The 19244-nt window shown below is 40.9% G+C and carries 11 protein-coding genes and 1 pseudogene; 5 read left to right on the forward strand and 7 right to left on the reverse strand.

Features of this window, described 5'->3' with window-relative positions:
• Positions 1–117 precede the first annotated feature (117 nt).
• Positions 118–642, forward strand: coding sequence for a hypothetical protein (locus tag RMY00_RS07735; protein ID WP_322646986.1), 525 nt, complete (start codon positions 118–120; stop codon positions 640–642).
• A gap of 59 nt (positions 643–701) precedes the next feature.
• Here RMY00_RS07735 and RMY00_RS36100 read toward each other — a convergent pair.
• Positions 702–818: pseudogene (locus tag RMY00_RS36100) on the reverse strand (TRCF domain-containing protein); the annotation flags it as partial.
• A 73-nt stretch (positions 819–891) separates the two neighbouring features.
• On the opposite strand from RMY00_RS36100, the gene RMY00_RS07740 reads away from it, so the two are divergent.
• Complete coding sequence (locus tag RMY00_RS07740; RefSeq protein ID WP_322646987.1) at positions 892–1395, forward strand: DUF29 domain-containing protein; 504 nt, start codon at positions 892–894, stop codon at positions 1393–1395.
• A gap of 7 nt (positions 1396–1402) precedes the next feature.
• Here RMY00_RS07740 and RMY00_RS36105 read toward each other — a convergent pair whose 3' ends face one another.
• The 4 genes from RMY00_RS36105 to mfd all read right to left on the reverse strand — a co-directional run bounded on the left by RMY00_RS36105 (position 1403) and on the right by mfd (position 5475).
• On the reverse strand, positions 1403–1468 hold the full coding sequence (locus RMY00_RS36105) for a hypothetical protein (RefSeq protein ID WP_416212050.1): 66 nt from the start codon (positions 1466–1468) through the stop codon (positions 1403–1405).
• Positions 1465–1611, reverse strand: coding sequence for a type II toxin-antitoxin system HicA family toxin (locus RMY00_RS07745; protein ID WP_416212046.1), 147 nt, complete (start codon positions 1609–1611; stop codon positions 1465–1467). The genes RMY00_RS36105 and RMY00_RS07745 overlap by 4 nt, the downstream gene beginning before the upstream one ends.
• Positions 1608–1811 (reverse strand): type II toxin-antitoxin system HicB family antitoxin, encoded by a 204-nt coding sequence (locus tag RMY00_RS07750; protein ID WP_104908349.1) that lies wholly within the window; start codon positions 1809–1811, stop codon positions 1608–1610. The genes RMY00_RS07745 and RMY00_RS07750 overlap by 4 nt, the downstream gene beginning before the upstream one ends.
• An 88-nt stretch (positions 1812–1899) precedes the next feature.
• Positions 1900–5475 carry a transcription-repair coupling factor gene (gene mfd / locus RMY00_RS07755; RefSeq protein ID WP_322646988.1) on the reverse strand — a complete coding sequence of 1192 codons (3576 nt, stop codon included), beginning with the start codon at positions 5473–5475 and terminating at the stop codon, positions 1900–1902.
• Positions 5476–5715: 240 nt separating this feature from the next.
• Here mfd and RMY00_RS07760 point away from each other — a divergent pair, with 240 nt between their 5' ends.
• Positions 5716–7044, forward strand: a complete 1329-nt coding sequence (locus RMY00_RS07760; RefSeq protein ID WP_322646989.1) for a hemolysin family protein — start codon at positions 5716–5718, stop codon at positions 7042–7044.
• Between the two features lie 74 nt (positions 7045–7118).
• Here RMY00_RS07760 and RMY00_RS07765 read toward each other — a convergent pair whose 3' ends face one another.
• On the reverse strand, positions 7119–8300 hold the full coding sequence (locus RMY00_RS07765) for an aldo/keto reductase (protein ID WP_322646990.1): 1182 nt from the start codon (positions 8298–8300) through the stop codon (positions 7119–7121).
• Between the two features lie 628 nt (positions 8301–8928).
• Positions 8929–14871 (reverse strand): non-ribosomal peptide synthetase, encoded by a 5943-nt coding sequence (locus RMY00_RS07770; protein WP_322646991.1) that lies wholly within the window; start codon positions 14869–14871, stop codon positions 8929–8931.
• Between the two features lie 1296 nt (positions 14872–16167).
• Between RMY00_RS07770 and RMY00_RS07775 the strand changes: the two genes are divergently transcribed.
• Positions 16168–17610 (forward strand): sugar transferase, encoded by a 1443-nt coding sequence (locus tag RMY00_RS07775; RefSeq protein WP_322646992.1) that lies wholly within the window; start codon positions 16168–16170, stop codon positions 17608–17610.
• A gap of 464 nt (positions 17611–18074) precedes the next feature.
• Entirely contained in the window at positions 18075–19172 is a 1098-nt protein-coding gene (locus RMY00_RS07780) for a glycosyltransferase family 4 protein (protein ID WP_322646993.1), read from the forward strand.
• The last annotated feature ends 72 nt before the right edge of the window (positions 19173–19244 follow it).

A 19244-nucleotide genomic window follows, 5' to 3' on the forward strand; every position in this document is an offset into this window, starting at 1 on the left:
CTCTATTTACGCCGTGCTGTACTAGGTCGATTAGAAGAAGTAGTATAGCTAGTTTTGAGCAAGTATTTTCTCTTTTTCAATATCAAAAATTACTCAACATTTCTTTGGCATAAAACTATGAGATGGTTCTCAAAAATAGCATTTACAACTACTCTTAGTATTTTCAGCTTGCTAGGAAGCTCAGTTAACCAAGTGCAAGCTGCATCTGTGGACTATACTTTTACGCAATCAGGCTGGGAAGGCGGAGGTATCTTGTCTGGTTCATTTTCTGGTGTGGATCAAAATAATGATGGGTTGATTTACACAGGTGAGTTGAGTAAGTTTGATTTGATATTTTCTGGTAACTCCAAAGTTCCTCAAGAGAAATGGTCGGGTGTATCTAGTTTAAGTTCTTTTGGATTTAACTATAGTAATTCTAAATTAGCTTTCTCAACTTCTGAAAATTTAGATGAGTATACTGCTAATGTTGTTGGTTTACCTTATCTTAATTATATTGGCAAGCCTTTTCTTGCTAACTATATTTCCTCTTCTGAAATTCAACCATTTGTAGTTGCAAAATCTATTCCCGAACCTACCTTTGGATTTGCTAGTTTAGCTGCCTTAAGTTTTATCCTATTACTAAAATTGAACAACTCCCGATGATGGTGAACAGCTAGCAAATACATTAAATTTACCTATTTTTGCTCACGGGTTTGGGCCTGATGGCGTACTTTGGGAAGTTTGATCCGGGTAAAGCCGAGTTTTTTTACTAGCTGTTTGAGTTCCATTACGCGCAAAAGTTGATTTGCTGATACTGGGAAAGTGCCATAGCGATCGCTCTCAATAGCAGAAGTAGTAGAGTTGAAGACAGTTATACAATAAAAGCAAAGACGTTAAGGTTGAACTAACCTAATGGGTGTACCTGAAACAAACCCAAAGATACCAATGCTTTCACCAAGCTTATACGAAACTGATTTTTACGCTTGGACACAGGAACAAGTAGCTTTACTTCGCAATGAGCAGTGGAGTCAGATTGATCTGCAAAATCTGATTGAGGAGATTCAATCTTTGGGTAAACAGCAACGTCAAGAACTGCGAAACCGTATGAGTGTGTTGATTGGACATTTACTAAAATGGCAGTACCAGTCAGGGCGTCGTAGCCGTAGCTGGTTAGCAACACTTCGTATTCAACGCTTAGATATTGCTGAACTGCTTGAAGATAATCCTAGCCTCAAACCCTACCTTGAAGAAGCACTTAGCAAAGCCTACCTTAAAGGCGTCGAGTTGGCTGTTGGAGAAACAGATTTGCCCAAACGGACTTTTCCAGTAGAGTGTCCTTACAGTTTGGTAGAGATTGTGGACTATGATTTTTACCCCGGTGAACCAAGCAAATTACTAGATGAATCCGAGCAGTAATTTGAAATTAAAGTAAATCTTCTTCGGATAGCTGGGCTATTTTCATCAAAGCTTTCAAGGTTCCAACTTTCAAATCTTGATTGCGGTGAACAGGAATTGACAGGATTTTTCTACTTCAAGGTTTTCATAAATATGATGACTCCCAGTAATTCTTTGTAAAACCCAACCTTTTTGTTCCACAATCTTACAAAGTTGCTTGCCAGAAATCGATTTCATACAGCAATTTCGACAACTTGATCTGTTGACTCAATTGCATTACGACTGTTGGCAACTTCAAGCCAACCTTCAATAGCATCTTTTAAATTAGCCATCACCTCTTCTATGGTATCTCCTTCGGTAATACAACCAGGAAGCGCGGGAACCTCTGCCCAATAGCCGCCTTCTTCTGCTGGATGAATGATTGCTCTGATTTTCATAAACTTGTTGAGCTAGTTTGTGAGAATATTCTAACGACGATACCTGTTTGCTCTTAACTGTGGCTATTCAAATTAATGTTGTTAAGGTTCAAACAACAGCCGCCTCTGGAATCGCACCCTGCATTCTCCCAAAAGCATCAATCAAATTCTGCAATTGTTGATCTGCTTTAAAAACTCCTAAACCGCGCACCGTTACTTTACCAGGAGAATACACAAAGCGCGTCTTGAGATTATCTGGTAAATTCGCCGCCAACAAATTCCAAGCGGGTTCCTCCATCGGCGTTTCTAAAACGACGTGCTGCTTGTTTTCTGGTTTAATCCGGCTAAATCCGAGTTTTTTCGCTAGCTGTTTGAGTTCCATGACTCGCAAAAGTTGATTTGCAGGGACTGGTAAACTACCATAGCGATCGCTCCACTCGGCTGCAATCTGTTTTAATTCTGATTTAGATTTAGCTGTTGCTACCGCCCGATATGCACTCATCTTTTGATCCAAATCGGTGATATAATCTGCCGGAATAAACGCCGTCAAGTTGAGGTCAATCTGGGTATCCTCCACTTTCGGAATTTCTTGTCCTCGGATTTCCCGAATTGCTTCTTCTAGCATTTCCATGTATAAATCAAAACCGATGGCATCCATTTGACCGGATTGTTCTGCACCTAGCAAGTTACCCACGCCTCTGATTTCCATGTCACGCATTGCTAGCTGATACCCAGAACCTAGCTGAGTAAATTCCTGAATTGCTCGTAATCGTTGCCGTGCTGCGTCAGATAATGCCCGTTGCTTTGGATAAAATAACCAAGCATGAGCTTGGATACCTGCACGTCCCACACGACCGCGTAATTGATACAGTTGCGCCAATCCAAAGCGGTGAGCATCTTCAATCAAAATCGTGTTGACTCGCGGAATATCTAAGCCAGATTCAATAATTGTCGTACAAACGAGGATATCTGCATCGCCATTGCTGAAAGTGAGCATGGTTGATTCTAACTCGCTTTCATCCATTTGACCGTGAGCGATCGCAAACCTAGCTCCCGGTAAAACTTCTCGTAAATTGGCTGTTGTCTCTTCAATTCCATCTACTCGTGGAACCACATAAAATACCTGCCCGCCTCTGTCTAATTCTTGACGAATTGCAGTACGGATACTTTCAGAATTTATTGGCGATAGATGGGTTTTAATTGGTCGTCTGGTTGGGGGTGGTGTGGTAATCAAACTCATTTCCCGAATTCCCGACAAAGACATATACAAAGTTCGGGGAATGGGTGTGGCGGAGAGGGTAAGCACATCAACCTGAGTTTTCAGGCTTTTAATTTTCTCTTTCTGATTTACCCCAAATCGCTGTTCTTCATCCACTACCAATAGCCCTAAATCTTTGAATGTCACACCTTTACCTAAAAGTTGGTGCGTACCAACTACTACATCTAATTCACCCGTCGCCAATCGCTTTTGAATCTCGCGGCGTTCTTCAGCAGAACGAAAACGGTTGAGCAAACCGACATTTACCGGGTAAGGAGCAAAACGTTCTTTGAGTGTATGGTAATGCTGCTGTGTTAAAATAGTAGTTGGCGCAAGGAGTGCCACTTGTTTTCCGGCGGTGACTGCTTTGAAAATAGCACGAATCGCCACTTCCGTCTTTCCGAAACCGACATCGCCACAAACTAAGCGATCCATTGGGCGATCGCTTTCCATGTCGCGTTTTACATCTTGGACAGCTTTGAGTTGATCCGTCGTGGGTTGGTAGGGGAAAGAATCTTCCAATTCTTCCTGCCAAGGCATATCACCTGGAAAGCTAAAACCTTGTTGTTGCGATCGCGCTGCATACAGTTTCAACAAGTCCACCGCCAATTTTTTAATCGCTTTGCGGACTTTATTCTTGGTATTTTCCCAAGCTTTACCAGTCATCCGATTGAGTTCCGGTGCTTTATCACCTGCGGCGCGGAACCGGGATAAAGCACCTACTTGATCGGCTGCGACTCTTAATAATCCGTCAGCATACTGCACCACCAAATAATCACGGGTTTCATTATTAATCGTCAAACTTTCGAGCTTGACAAATTTACCAACACCATGATTTCTGTGAACCACATAATCGCCTGGACGCAGCTTATTGGGATCGACTTGTTTAGAAGTAGCTTTGTGACGCTTGCGAATATAGCCGGGAGTCGCCAAAGAATGCTGTCCAAAAAATTCCCGATCTGTAACGATTACGATTCGGTACGTAGGCAGGATAAAACCTTCTAGTTCGGCCAGACCAGAATATTTTAGGGCTATGGGAGTATGATTGATTTGGAGCTTATCTATTGCTTGGTAGTCGCGGGGATTGGGAATAAACTGAGCCGGACAATCATGTTCTTGCAATAAAGAGACGGAACGCGAAGGTTGAGCAGAAAGCAGCCAGATCGAGAAATTGCGATCGCGTTCTTGGCGGATGGTTTCAGCTAGTTTAGCAAACTGGTGCGGCGTGACAGGAACAGGACGGCTGGCAAGATTAATCCCATCATTTTCCTCTGAAAGTTCCGATAAATATAAGGTTTTAAATTTGGCAACATCAGCCAAACACTCATCAAAAGAACGGTGAATTTTCGGCAATGTTAGGGGAGTAGAGCTAGATTCTTCATTCCCTACTCTCCATTCCCTATTCCCTATTCCCCATTGTTCTTCGGCATTTTCTACCCAGCGATCGCTATGAGCATGACACTGTTCTGGCTCATCAATGGCAATAAGGGTATTTTCTGATAAGTAGTTTAGCAAGGATGCTGGTTGCTCAAAAGCCAACCCCAAAAAGCGACGACTACCCTCCAGTGATGAGTTCTCAGTGCTAAGTTCTGAGTCAGAATTTAACTCATAACTCATAACTCCTAACTCAGAACTATTTTTCAGTGCCGCCATGACGATGGGAGCAAAGCTAGTGGGGGTAAGAATTAACTGGTCAACTTTATCGAGGGCGGAACGTTGGGTTGCTGGGTCAAATTCCCGCATTTGCTCGATTTCATCACCAAACCATTCCAGCCGGACTGGAAACTCAGATGAAACTGGGTACACATCAACAATATCGCCCCGTCGGCTCCACTGTCCTTCTGTTTCTACCAGAGGAACTCGTTCGTACCCCAAAATAGTTATTTTCTCACTGAAGGCATTCAAATCTAATTCCATCCCCCGCTTCAAGGTAAGACAGAATTGCCCAAAAGCTTCCGGTGGTGGTAAATGGGGTTGCAGCGCCCCTTGAGTCGCCACAATTGCTAAATTTGTCATTTGTCCTTTGTCATTTGTCTTTTGTCCTTGGTTTGTTTCTAATGACAACTGACTAATGACTAATGACTCCTGATTTTTGAGCAAATCTGCCAATACCTGCATTTGCCCCCAACTCATCTCAGTTTCCGGGTCAAAAGGTTCGTAGGGAGAAGCCTCGGAGGTGGGGTAAAAATGTACTGTTTGCCATCCCATTGCCTCCAGTTGTGCATAAACGCGTCCAGCTTCTTCCAGAGTGGCGCAAACCACAAACAAATCCTTGCCCGTAGCCTGCGCCAATGCCGAAGCCACCAAACCCTTGGGTAGTCGAGGAACGCCATTTAACCGCAATTCTTGTTGTCGGTTTAGCTTAGAAATAAATTCAGTGGTGAGCGGCGATCGCGCTAAGGCACGCACAATAGAAGAAAATGACATAAGTACTACTAGCGGTGGGAGTCTTTGTGGATCAGAAAATATTGAGGCAGTTTATCTCAACTATTTTAAAAGTGTTAACAGCCTTCTTATTCTTTGGATGGAAGAATAATGCACGGCAACTAATAAATTTAAGAACTATAACTATTACTTTGTGTACAGTAAAAGCATTTATAGAAGCACCTTTAATACTAGATACTAGGTATTGAGCTACGTTCGCTCTGATAAGCGGCAATTTTAAACATGTCCTCCATAAATTTTGAAATTTTAATCATTTTGGTGCTAATTATTGCCAACGGCGTGTTTTCTATGTCTGAGATGGCGATTGTCTCAGCTCGGAAAGTTAGGCTACAACAGCTTGCCAATCAAGGAGATGCCAAGGCAAAAGCAGCATTGAAACTTGCTGATTCTCCAAATCATTTTCTGTCAACCGTCCAAGTAGGTATTTCCCTGATCGGTATCCTGACTGGTGCTTTTGGAGGAGCAACAATTGCCAACCGACTAGCAGTCTATGTAAAACTTGTGCCCTTGTTAGCACCTTATAGTGAACCGCTATCTTTCGGCATAGTGGTTTTGATCATTACCTATTTGTCACTGATTGTTGGCGAATTGGTACCGAAGCGTTTGGCATTAAACAACCCAGAAAGGATTGCATCGATTGTAGCGATTCCGATGCAAGCCTTGGCGGCGATCGCTTCTCCTGTAGTCTATCTCTTAAGCGCTTCTACAGATTTGATCTTGCGAGTATTGGGAATTACAGCTTCTACCGAGCCGCAAGTCACCGAAGAAGAAATTAAAATCTTAATTGAGCAAGGTACTGAGGCAGGAACCTTTGAGGAAGCTGAACAGGATATGGTAGAGCGAGTTTTTCGTTTAGGCGATCGCCCTGTCAGCTACTTAATGACACCCCGCCCAGATATTGTCTGGCTAGACTTGGATGACACTGCCGAAGAAAATCGCCAAAAAATGGTTGATAGTGCTTATTCTCGGTATCCAGTTTGTCAGGGAGGACTTGACAATGTGCTTGGTGTTATGCCTGTCACTGACTTATTAGCCAGGAGTTTCCGAGGAGAACCGCTAGATTTAACAGTGGGATTGCGACAGCCTGTATTCGTGCCAGAAAGCACTCGTGGTTTGAAAGTTTTGGAATTATTCAAGCAAACAATCACTCACATGGCGTTAGTAGTCGATGAATATGGTGTGATTCAAGGATTAGTCACTCTCAACGACATCATGAGCGAAATCGTGGGTGATGTTCCTTCAACAGATGGGCAAGACCAACCACAAGCGGTGCAACGCGAGGACGGTTCCTGGCTTTTGGATGGGATGTTGCCTGTAGAGGAGTTTTTGGAACTTTTCGGGATGGAAGAGTGGAAATCTGAAGAAAGCGGCAGTTATCAAACCTTAGGTGGTTTTGTGATCACCCATTTAGGCCGTATTCCTGCCGCAGCAGATCATTTTGAATGGCAAAGTATGCGAATTGAAGTGATGGACATGGATGGTAACCGCGTTGATAAGGTGCTAGTCGTACCAAAGGGGAGTAAATCACCGGATACGGCAAAATCTGAGTAGTATTTGGTATTGGGCATTGGGCATTGGGCATTGATAATTGTTTACTATTTCCCATGCCCCATCACTACAATTTGTCAAGTCTTCGATAGACGTTGGACGGCCTCACCTGCCAATATTTGATGGGCTTGTGCCAAAAGTTGAGGGATTTTATCGGCGTGGGGATTGCGGGCGAGACATTGCCGCAAGTCTAATTCGTCTAGGCGATCAGCTTTGTTGCCAGGAAACCAATGGCTGGCATTACCAAGCAGGTTGTAACGCATTTTGGCATACTCTACCAGATCGTAGGCGATCGCTAAATTTCGCAGCCACAAAATTACCCGAATATTTACCTCACCAGGGGTTTGGTCAAAGGTTGGTAGATTTGTTTCCCAGGATTTTATCCAATCTTCTCCCAAAGTAGCGATCGCTTCTTCTTCCAACCTTGCTAAAATTGGCGGCAAAATTTCTGATGCCCGATCTACTAATTCTAAAGTCTTCAGGTGCTCATCAAAATCTTCTGGTTTTGCTGCTCCCAAACTCAGGGTATGTACCTCTTGATGACTCAAACAAAACAAATCATTAAACACCATTGGACTCAAAGGGGCGCAAAGATTTACTAATTTTTGCGGTGGTTTATATAACAAACCTCCTTTATCAGATGGGCTAATAATAAATACCCCCATATCGTGGCGTTTAGCTGCTTCAATTGCTGCCCAATTCCATTGATTAATGTAGTACCAGTGCAGATTTACATAATCAAATAGATTGGTATTAATTGTCTGCACAATTATATCTGTTGAGCCGTGTGTGGAAAAGCCAATAAATCTAACTTTTCCCTCCGCTTGCAACTGCTGCGCTACTTCCAAACAGCCACCTGGACGGATGCTGTCATCAAACGACTCAGCATGATTGATGCCATGCAACCCTAAAAGGTCAACATAATCTAGCTGGAGATTTTTCAATGATTGTTCAAATGTTTCGCGGAATTCTTTCGCATCTGCCTTTGGGCTGACTTTGGTCTGAACAATCAACTTTTCGCGGGGAAACTTGGGCAATATTCTCCCTAATTGCATTTCGGAAGTACCATAACCACGAGCAGTTTCAATATGATTAATCCCAACCTCAACAGCCTTTCTAATAGTCGCTTCCAAATTCGCTTGATTATCAGCAGGAATTTCATTATTGGGAACATCTTCCCATTTAAACTGATATCTCATGCCACCGCAGGAAAACACTGGCATCTGTAATTCTGTGCGTCCAAATCGTCTATATAGCATCAGTAAATTGTGGATTGCTTACCAACTTAAAATCTAAAACAACAGCCATTCAAGCCTACAGTGCCACAATAGACATCGTGCAAAAGTAACTTTTGCCTTGATGTTGGGGAAAGGTGAAAGGTTAAAGGGTAAAGGAAAATTCTATCTTTTCCCCTTTACCCCTTCCCCTTTACCCCACTTCTGCAAGAAGTCTAATAACTACCTCTGTTCAATCTGTGACACTAGCAGGATTCATCGCATATTAAATTGGTCAGGTCTTTTGGTTATTGGACTGCGACCAGTATTCCCGTTCCACAAAATAATTATCTTATCCTAGTTAACACTAGCAAATATTTCTCCATTAGACTTCTTGCATAAGTCGGGAAAAGGGGAAAAAGTTCTGTATCGTCCTTTTCCCCTTTAACCTTTACCCTTTTCCCCAAGAGTGCAAAAAGCACAAATGCCAAGAGGTCTATTATTTTCCCAATTAGTGTTTAGGCTAAGATATGACAAAACCACTCAGCAGGGCTGAGTTGAGGCTAGAAAAAATCTAAAATCCTTAAACCTCGTATCCTTTTAGTTTCTTTCAATCCAAAATCAAAAATTAAAAATTGGTTGATTTCTTTTGCTAAGGTAGCGGGTTATCAGGTTAATTCTTTGGAGACTGCGCTTGGATTAAGCAATTTCTCAATGTTTCAGCTAACACCTGTACATGCGGCTCATTAAGTAGGTCAAGGTGAGATCCGGGAATATAATGAATATCTAATCCTCCAGCAACTACTTCGCCCCAGCCGAATTGAGGATCGTATTGTGTGCCTATAGCTTCGTCCCGATTTTGATCTTCTGTTCGCAAGAGAATAGCTTGGCCCGGGTAAACCGGGAAAGTATATTCACTAACGGCTTGAGTGTTAGCATCTATAATCTTTAAGTGCTTGTCACTTACAGGTATATCTAGTGCCACTTCTAAGTAACGGTCGTATGTATTTTGGAGCAGAGACTTGCGCCAATAACTCCATCTCACAACTCTTTGCCAAAGGTAGGCTGGCCCTTGTTGGACAATATTATTTAGATGCAAGAAAACTCGCTTGAAAAATGATGCCCGCCAGCTATAACCTGGACGGCAACTATCAAGCATAACTAGAATACCAACTTGTTCGCCTTGTTCTCGCAGTTGCCGAGCCATCTCGAAAGCAACTACACCTCCAAAAGAATAACCTCCCAGAAAATAAGGGCCATTGGGCTGAAGGGTCTGGATTTCTTGAATGTAGTGAGTTGCCATGTCTTCAACCCGTGTATGGAAAGGATGTTTTCCATCTAACCCTTGTGGTTGTAGTCCGTAGAATGGTTGGTCTGGCCCTAGATGCTGTGCCAATTCACGGAAACACAAAACTTCTCCACCCAGTCCGTGAATACAGAAAAAAGGTGGCTTGGAACCATTGGGTTGAATTTCTACCAAGGATGACCAAGTAGTTCTTGACTCGTCTAAGGTATTTACTAAAGTTTTGTTTGCTGTTTCATCTTGACAGATTATTTGGGCTAAAGCCTCTATAGTTCCTGACTGGAAGAGAATGGCAAGAGGCAGATTTTTATGAAATCTCTTCTCAATTTGCCAAAACAGTTTTACTGCTAATATTGAGTGTCCTCCTAGCTCAAAGAAGTTATCCTTGACACCAATGGGCTGGACACCTAAAGTTTGTTCCCAAATCTCTGTTAACTGGCGTTCTACTTCATTGCGGGGAGCAACAAAAGTGGCTTCCAACTCTTGCCTTGATGAGTCGGGTGCTGGTAAGGCGCGGCGGTCTACCTTGCCGTTAGGGGTTAAAGGCATGGTGTCTAGCAAGACAAAAGCCGAAGGGAGCATGTACTGTGGAAGCTTTGTTAACAGGAAACTCCGTATGTCACTAATTTTAGATGCCCAGTCTTGATTCGGGATAATGTAAGCCACTAAACGTTTATCCCCAGGAACATCTTCACGAGCAATTACTACGGTTTGGAGTACATGCGGGTGTTGGGCTAATACCGTCTCAATTTCCCCTAGCTCAATGCGTATCCCACGGATTTTAACTTGATGATCTCGGCGACCGAGAATTGTTAGAGAGGCATCTGGACGATAGCAACCGCGATCGCCTGTATAATAAAGCCAATCTCGTTCGTCATTCCGAAAGAGGTTTTTGACAAACCGAGAACGGTTTTCATCTTGAGCATTTATGTAACCCAAAGTACGGAATGGCGTTCTTATAACGATCTCGCCTGGTTCCCCAATGCCACAGAGTTGGTTATTTGGTGTTAAAACTAATGCTTGGGTTTCAGGAAGCGGTAATCCTACTGGCTGTATCCCTGGTGTAGACTCAACAGGTACTTTGTAATAACACTTCGCCAAAGTTGTCTCTGTTGGCCCATAGAGATTGACAATTTCACCTGATTCTGGAAAAGCATCCCGCCACCGATATACAAGTGTCTCCTTGAGAGGTTCTCCAGCCAAGAATAACCAGCGTAAGTTACGTAGATAGACTCCTGACGGCACATTAGCTAACCATGATTGCGCCAGCGATGGAACTGTGTGTAGCACAGAAATTTGCTCATGTTCCAAGTAATTCAGAATTTTAGTTGGCTCTAGGTTATGCTCTTCCTCTGGCAAACACAGGGTTGCACCACTAGTCAAAGGTAAGAAGATGTCTCTGAGAACTACATCAAAGGAAAGACCTGTCAATTGGGCTACCCGGTCTTGTTGACTAATTTCAAATGTCTGCCTTTGCCAGTTAAGAAAATGCGCCATTCCTTTGTGACATCCCAGCACTCCCTTGGGTATACCAGTAGTGCCAGAAGTAAAGAAAATATAAGCTGGATCATCGCCAGTGATTTCAGGTAAGTTTATTGCTTTACTGGTGTCTTGGGGGGAATTTATCGCTTCTCCTGTATCTGGGTTTACACTAATGATTGTTAAAGATTTGTATATTTCTTTATCTTCTGAACGCTGACTATCTATATATAAGATATATTTAGCTTTAGCTTCCTTTAACATGAGCAAGTGGCGATCGCTAGGAAGTTTCGGATCTAGGGTAAGTAGAACACCACCACTCAAAAGTACAGCGTTCATACTCGCAATCAGTGCAAAGCTTCGTGTCCCGAACACGGCTACAACATCTCCCCGTTGGACTCCGTGAGACAACATCACCCCCGCTAAAGCTTGAGCGCTTTTGCCCAATTCCCTATAATTCCAAGTGCGAGATCCTTGACGGAGTGCCGAATATTCTGGGGTGCGATTTACCCAAAAGGTAAATATTGTTGTTACTAATTCGTACCGAGGTTCTGGCAAAACCGCCCTTGGTTCTGGTAGCAAAGTTCTGGCTTTTGGTGTCACAAGAGAATACAAACTAATCTGGCATTCCGTTGCAGCAACAATTTGCTCTAACAAATGATGGAATTGATGTAGCATTTCCATCATCCGCTCTGAAGTAAACAGATCAGTGTTGTAGACTAAATCAAGTTGGATTCCCTGATTTTTTTCTGTCACATACAAAGTTAAGTCGAACTTAGAAGCTGTTTCTAACATCGAAACTGGTTCTATAGCCACCCCAGGTAGTTCCAGTTGGATATCCTTTAAGTTGAGCATATTAAACCACACTTGAAACAGTGGGTTACGGCTAGTATCTCGCTCTGGTTGCAGTTCTTCTACCAATTTCTCGAAGGGCATGTCTTGATGGGCATAAGCACCTAATGCCATCTGGCGAACTCGACTCAGCACTGAACGAAAACTAGGATTACCGGAAAAATCAGTCCGTAAAACGACCGTATTAATAAAAAATCCGATCAACCCTTCAATTTCAGAACGGTTACGCCCAGCAATGGGAGAACCGATGAGAATATCTTCTTGCCCAGTGTACCGATGCAGGATTGTTCCAAAAGCCGCCAGCAAGGTCATGAATAGGGTGACACCTTCCTGACGCGAGAGTTCAATGAGCGATGCACTCAAAGTCTGCGGTAGCACGAGGGATTGAGCCGCCCCCTGGTAAGTTTGCACTGGTGGCCGTGGCCGGTCGGTAGGCAATTCCAGTACAGTATTAGCACCTGCTAACTGGGTTTTCCAGTAGTTGATTTGACTGGAGAGGACTTCACCAGATAGCCATTGATGCTGCCAGACAGCAAAATCGGCGTACTGAATGGGTAATTTTGCCAAAGGAGAAGGCTTACCGCTCAATAAGGCTTCATAAAGGGATGCTAACTGCTGCCAGAGAATGCCCATTGACCAGCCATCGGAAGCGATGTGGTGCATCACTAACAAAAGTATTTGCTCCTGTTCGTCTATCTGGAGCAAGCAAGCTCGCAACATTAAGTCAGATTCTAAGTTAAAGGGACGTTGCGACTCTTGATTTAGCAGAGATTGTACCTGCTTTGGTGTTACTTTAATTATTTTGAGTTCAACTGGCCGAGGCTTGCCAATAACTTGTATGGGGCTACCATCTGGTGATGTAATAAAGTTTGTTCGCAATGCTTCGTGATGGATGACGATCGCATTTAGTGCCTGTTGCAATATACTCGTGTTGAACTCGCCCGTTAAGCGCAGTGCATTGGAGATGATATAAGCTGGGCTGTTAGGTTCCAACTGCTCCAAAAACCACACTCGCTGCTGGGCAAAGGATAAAGGGACTGACTCCCGGTTGGCTATTAGGGGAATAGTCTGGTTTTGAGGATCATTTTCTTGAGTCTGGGTTTGAGCTATCGCTTGAGCTAAACTAGCGATCGTTGGATTCTCAAATAGGATTTGCAACGGCATTTCTATCTGAAAGGCTTGGCGAACCCCAGACATAATTTGCGTCGCCAGCAGTGAATGGCCTCCCAATTCAAAAAAATTGTCGTGAATGCCTACTTGTTCCAAACGCAAAACTTTTTCCCAAATGCTAGCCAAGACTTCTTCTGTAGCATTTTGGGGTGGGACAAAGTTAGTTGATAGACCAAGGTCAGATATATGCGGTGCAGGTAAAGCGCGGCGGTCTATTTTGCCGTTGGGGTTTAATGGTAGGTTGTCCAAAAATACAAATGAGGCAGGCACCATATATTCAGGCAACCGACCTTGCAAAAAGTAACGCAATTCAACTTGACTAGGAATTTGCTCTGGGTTGCCAACAATATACGCTACGAGCTGTTTGTCACCAGGAACATCCTCTCTAGCTATGACTAGAGTCTGTGTCAGTGCCGGATGTTGACCTAATGCCGCTTCTATTTCTCCCAATTCAATTCGGAAGCCACGAATTTTCACTTGGTAGTCAACACGACCAAGGAACTCGATATTACCGTCTGGTAGAAAACGTGCTAAATCCCCAGTTTTGTAAAGACGTGCCCCAGCTTCAGAGCTAAAAGGGTTGAAAATGAATTTCTCTGTGGTTAATTCAGGACGGTTCAGATAGCCTCGCGCTAAACCAATCCCGCCAATGTGCAGTTCACCTGATTCACCAACAGGCATAGGCTGCAAATTTTCGTCAAGGATGTAAATCTCTGCATTAGCAATGGGGCGACCAATGGGAGCAATGGTATTATAATTATTGCCGCGCTGACAAGTCCAGAAAGTGGCATCAATGGAAGCTTCTGTCGGGCCATAGCAATTATGGAAAACATTATCCAAATTCAGTTGGGCAAAGAAGCGTTCTATTAGTTCGCTAGGTAAAGCTTCACCACCGCAGGTAATATGCTTAAGAAATCGGCAATTCTCAATTCCCTTCTCTTCCAGTAAGACACGCAGTATAGAAGGTACTAAGGCCAAGACAGTAATTTGCTGCTCAATAATCAGCTTTACCAGGTAAGTAGTATCTTGCTGTCCACTAGGACGAGCCAAGATCAATTGCCCCCCAAAGCACAATGGCCAGAATATTTGCCACACTGAGGGGTCGAAGCTAAAAGAAATAGTCAGTAAAACTTTATCTGCTTGAGTTAATCTAAAGGTTGTTTGCCGCCAGTATAGTTGATTGCAGATACCACGATGAGGGATCATTACACCTTTGGGCTGTCCTGTAGAACCAGATGTGTAAATTACATAGATTAGGTTATCAGCCGTCGTTTGATTTACAGGATTTTCTTGACTGTTTTGGATGTTACCTTGCCAGTTTGAGTCTAGACAAACCACTTGCGCCTGATGCGCTGGTAAGTTCTTAACCAATTTTTCTTGCGTTAACAACACTGATGCCTGGGTATCTGACAAAATAAAGGCTAAACGCTCTGGAGGATATGCCGGATCTAAAGGTACATAAGCGCCTCCAGCTTTGAGAATAGCCAGTATTCCTACGATCATCTCCAAGGAGCGCTCCATGCAAATTCCCACAAGTACTTCAGGCCCAACTCCCAAAGTACGTAGGTAGTGCGCTAATTGATTCGCCCGCTTATTTAACTGTTGATAAGTAAGTTGTGTATCTTCAAATACTAGAGCGATCGCTTGAGGCGATCGCTCTACTTGCATCTCAAACATCTGATGGATGCACAGTTCGTAATTAACTACTTGAGTGTTATTACATGCCTCTATAACTTGAGTATCGATGATGTGAGTTAAGGTATTTAAAGGAATATTTTGCTTATACTCTGGAGTCTGGCTATTTCTCTGCATTTTTTATATATCAACTCCATCAACAAATGCGATTCTTTTAATTTATTATTTATTGTAAATGTTTTTATACAAAATTTTCTGCCAAACTGCACATCAATAAATACCCTCAGGATAGAAGCCTAGCCTGACTTAAGGGCAGTCTGGTGCGCGAAATGCTTCTTTTTGGCAGTATCCAGGCTAATTATATGCATCTTCAAACATAATTGATATTTAAAACTCTCACTAATCAATTTTTATTGAATACTATAAATGCCAATAAATGCAAAAACTTTACCAAAGCTTTATTAATAATTAATTTTTAAAATGCATTTAATTTTTAAAAAGTATCTGATTACATTATTGAGGTACAGTTAAAATAAGCATTTAATTTCAAGATTTTTGTTTACTTCAATAAATGCTTTTTTGTATAACTCTCAATATGGTTCAAATACAATGACTGAAAAGACTTTATCTTTTTCTACAACAATTTGCTGAAATAAAAAACAATTATTACCCAATCTTCATTGTGTTTATTCAAATGTAAAAATACTGTAAAGCCAAAGAATTGATTCTCTGTGAGTAAGTAAAAATGTCTATAATGCAGATATGACAAGACTCAACAGATATCAACCACTGTTGATATTACTTTATGACCAATTCTCGAGAGATGCCCATAAAACTTACTTAAGCTTAACCACGACAAGAAATTATGTAAAGTTTTGTAACGATAATCAAATTTTTGATGCATTTTGTTATATCTTGTGTGTGTAAGTTTTATTAATCAGTAATTATGCGTAAAGAAACAGACAACTTAGTAAGCAAAGCTGAATTAGTCTAGCTCAACATGCTACAGTAATTTCCGAAGGTATATCATTGCCTGAATAAAAGCGAAAATCTGCAATTGAACTGTAGTAACTCAGTTCAGTAACTCAGTTCAACTCTTACGCACCTTAAAATCCTTCCTAATATTTTTTTATCTTCAGCTACTTGATTACCTGACCTATTTATTATTTACGCCAGGAATCTTGATTCTGCTGTTAAGTTAACATTCACCAAAAAATCTTTGTTTTGGCATCTAAAGCTCAAAATTTCCAGGCTAAACAGGATTATACCCTGCAATAAAAGCTAAGTATCTAGGTAGTAACTGCGCTCAACGACCCTGGAAGATACTTTATGATCAAGAACTTAAATTTAAAATTAGTGCAAAGAAAATGGTTAATTAGTAGGCTATAAAATCCAGGTTTCTTTGAAAAAAATATAAAATTCCCCGCAACGTTAGCTTCCATCAAATTTTAACTACATCAAGTCTTTATAACTATGAGTAATCAAAGCATTACAACAAGTAAATTCAATGAAGTGCCTTTAGATTTACGTGCATCTTCATTTGCCAGGGTACGCAAGGGTTCATGGTGGTTGAGATTAACAACATTGTTTTTAGTAGACTATACTCTTTTATCCTTGGCTTGGGTTATAGCTGGATATCAATCCTCTTATGGGCATTTTACTTCGTATATACAGAGTCATTATTTGCCGATTATAATAACTATTGCTATTCAAATAGGCTCATTAGCTATCGAGGGTATTTATCGAGAAGGTCAAAAACGCTATGACTATTTCAATATTGTAAAATCGTTAACTTTTGCTCATGGGTTAATTCTCCTAGTTTGCCTTTTATATCAGCCAGTCATTGATATTACACGCCCAAGATTAATATTGTTATCTTGGTTGCTAAGTATATTGTTTGTTTGTACAGGTAGATATGCGATAAATCTTACGCTTGAATATCTGCGGAAACAGAAGAAAATAGTTCGTTCTTCTGTCTTCATTATTTGCGATTCTCAAGACCATGAAGTGATAGCTAACTTTATAAAAAAAGAAAAACATTACATTGTATCTGGAACTGCTAAAGCTAATTCACTAGATAGATATCAACGTCAAAAAACATTGAAGCAACTTAATGAATTAGGTGTAACAGAAGTTTTTATATCTTGGGATGCTCTCAAAAATAGAATGTTTTTATGCTGGTTATTTCAAGCATCTGGCATTCAAGTGCATATTTTGCCGATGGAATTAAAACCAATTTATAAAAACATAGAATTTAATAAAATAGGGGGAATGCCTTGTTTAAGTTTGGATTGTCCAATAATTACAGGGAAAGATTTTTGGATAAAGCGTACTTGTGATTTTTGCTTTGCGACTTTATTTGTCATGTTATCATTTCCTATTTATATAGCTATAGCTATAGCTATCAAACTGGACTCTCCCGGCACAGTATTTTACAAACAAACCCGTATAGGTTTACATGGGCAACAGTTTAAAGTATGGAAATTCAGAACTATGAGGTCTGATGCAGAAAAATTCCAAAAAGAATTAGAAGCATTAAATGAAACGAAAGATGGAATTATCTTTAAAATTAAAGATGATCCTCGCATTACCCGTGTTGGAAAGTTCCTTCGACGTTATAGCTTAGACGAATTACCCCAACTTTTTAACGTTATCCTTGGAGAAATGAGTATAGTAGGGCCTCGTCCTTTACCTATTAGAGATGTAGATAAGTTTTCTGAACATCATTTTATTCGCCATGAAGTTTTACCTGGAATTACAGGTCTTTGGCAAGTCTCAGGTCGCTCAGACATTTTAGACTTTGAACAAGTGATACATCTTGACCTTAATTACATTGAAAATTGGTCGCTTCGGTTAGACTTTGAAATTCTCCTCAAAACAGTTATGGTAGTTTTGAAAAAAGAAGGTGCCTACTGAGTCAAAAATAGAAAATAATAGCAGACAGCAATAATTGTATCAATATAATGTATTATAATTATTGCTGTCTCCAGTAGCACTCTGTTTTTCACACATTAAATAAAGTCATTGAATTAAGGTTAATTAGTAATTTAAGAATGGTATAAAAATACTTCGTAAGTAATGATTATTACCAATACATTAGGAATACTGAGAGGATTGTCATTAGCTTCGCAGTATCAGTTACTAATGCTACTTATATTTGCAATTATTGGAAAAAATTAAATTATTTTGTACTTTATATTCGCTACTATTGATTCCTGTTTATTTGTGATTTATCTAAATATTAGGGCGTTCAGTGGGTTTCGTTTTTTGTAGATAAAACTTTTAAGAGAGTCAAAAAATTTTAAGATAAAATCCTATTAGGAAAGCATCCAAATAAATTTCTTGAATAAATAGTTATAGCTGATATTATAATATTAATTATGATTAAAGTTGCGTTATTACATTTTTGCTTTGAAGACTATACTATCGAATTAGCAAATAGCCTGGTTAAATACGTTGATTTAACGCTAATTCATCCAGAAAAAGTCTCAGATGCCTGTATCAATGTTATTGATCCAAGTATCCGCGTCATTAGCTTTAAAAAACCACGGATTCGTGACCTGCGTAACCTATTATCTATGGGCGCTATGATGCATATAATCAAGGACATACAGCCAGATGTTTTACATGTCCAAGAAACTAACGATCCTTGGTACGATTGGACTTTGTTACTCAACAAGATGCCACCATTGGTGACAACTATCCACGATATATTCCGTCACCCAGGTGATAGTATGTCTGTGTTCGGTTCAGAGTATACCAAGCGTATTGCTTTCTACCGTTCCCAACAATTGATTGTCCATACTCATCAACTAAAAAAGATTTTAATTGAACAATTCAATTTACCTAAAGAGCAAGTTAATATTATACCGCATGGGGAACTTGGTAGTTTGTATCAACGTCGGAGTAATCTCAAGAGTCAGCCTCGCGAGCCAAATACATTACTATTTTTTGGACGCATCTGGCCCTATAAAGGATTAAAATATTTGCTTGAAGCTATGCCTTTAATTGCTGAACGTGTACCTGAAGTAAAACTGATTATTGCTGGACAAGGAGAAAGCATTAAACAATATTTACCTGATGGCCATAATGATAAACGCTACGAGATTATCAATGACTTTATACCCCTTGAAGAAGTAAGTAATCTATTTCAACGAAGCACAGTAACAGTTCTGCCATACATAGAAGCTTCTCAAAGTGGAGTAGCAACCTTATCTTATGGAATGGGAACACCTGTTATAGCCTCTGAGGTAGGGGGATTAAGTGAGATAGTTCAGCATAAAAAAGATGGGTTGTTAGTTCCTCCCTGTGATATTCGATCCTTAGCTGATGCCATAATTTGTTTATTGAGCGATCGCGACTTACAACAACGTATGCAAACTGCCGCACTAGCTCGCTGCCAGGAAGATTTAAATTGGTCAAATATTGCGGCTCAAACTGTGGAAGTTTATGAAAAAACCATAAAAACGAGAAATTAAAAGCGTTGTAATCATTACATGGCATTTAACGAACATAATTAATAAATAGAAATTTAAGAAACAAAGTATTTG

This window comes from Nostoc sp. ChiVER01 (assembly GCF_034531155.1).
Classification (GTDB): Bacteria; Cyanobacteriota; Cyanobacteriia; order Cyanobacteriales; family Nostocaceae; genus Nostoc.

Coding starts and splice junctions, on each gene's coding strand:
- RMY00_RS07735 (WP_322646986.1), top strand. CDS start 118: ATGAGATGGTTCTCAAAAATAGCATTTACAACTACTCTTAGTATTTTC.
- RMY00_RS07740 (WP_322646987.1), top strand. CDS start 892: ATGGGTGTACCTGAAACAAACCCAAAGATACCAATGCTTTCACCAAGC.
- RMY00_RS07745 (WP_416212046.1), bottom strand. CDS start 1,611: ATGAAATCGATTTCTGGCAAGCAACTTTGTAAGATTGTGGAACAAAAA.
- RMY00_RS07750 (WP_104908349.1), bottom strand. CDS start 1,811: ATGAAAATCAGAGCAATCATTCATCCAGCAGAAGAAGGCGGCTATTGG.
- mfd (WP_322646988.1), bottom strand. CDS start 5,475: ATGTCATTTTCTTCTATTGTGCGTGCCTTAGCGCGATCGCCGCTCACC.
- RMY00_RS07760 (WP_322646989.1), top strand. CDS start 5,716: ATGTCCTCCATAAATTTTGAAATTTTAATCATTTTGGTGCTAATTATT.
- RMY00_RS07765 (WP_322646990.1), bottom strand. CDS start 8,300: ATGCTATATAGACGATTTGGACGCACAGAATTACAGATGCCAGTGTTT.
- RMY00_RS07770 (WP_322646991.1), bottom strand. CDS start 14,871: ATGCAGAGAAATAGCCAGACTCCAGAGTATAAGCAAAATATTCCTTTA.
- RMY00_RS07775 (WP_322646992.1), top strand. CDS start 16,168: ATGAGTAATCAAAGCATTACAACAAGTAAATTCAATGAAGTGCCTTTA.
- RMY00_RS07780 (WP_322646993.1), top strand. CDS start 18,075: ATGATTAAAGTTGCGTTATTACATTTTTGCTTTGAAGACTATACTATC.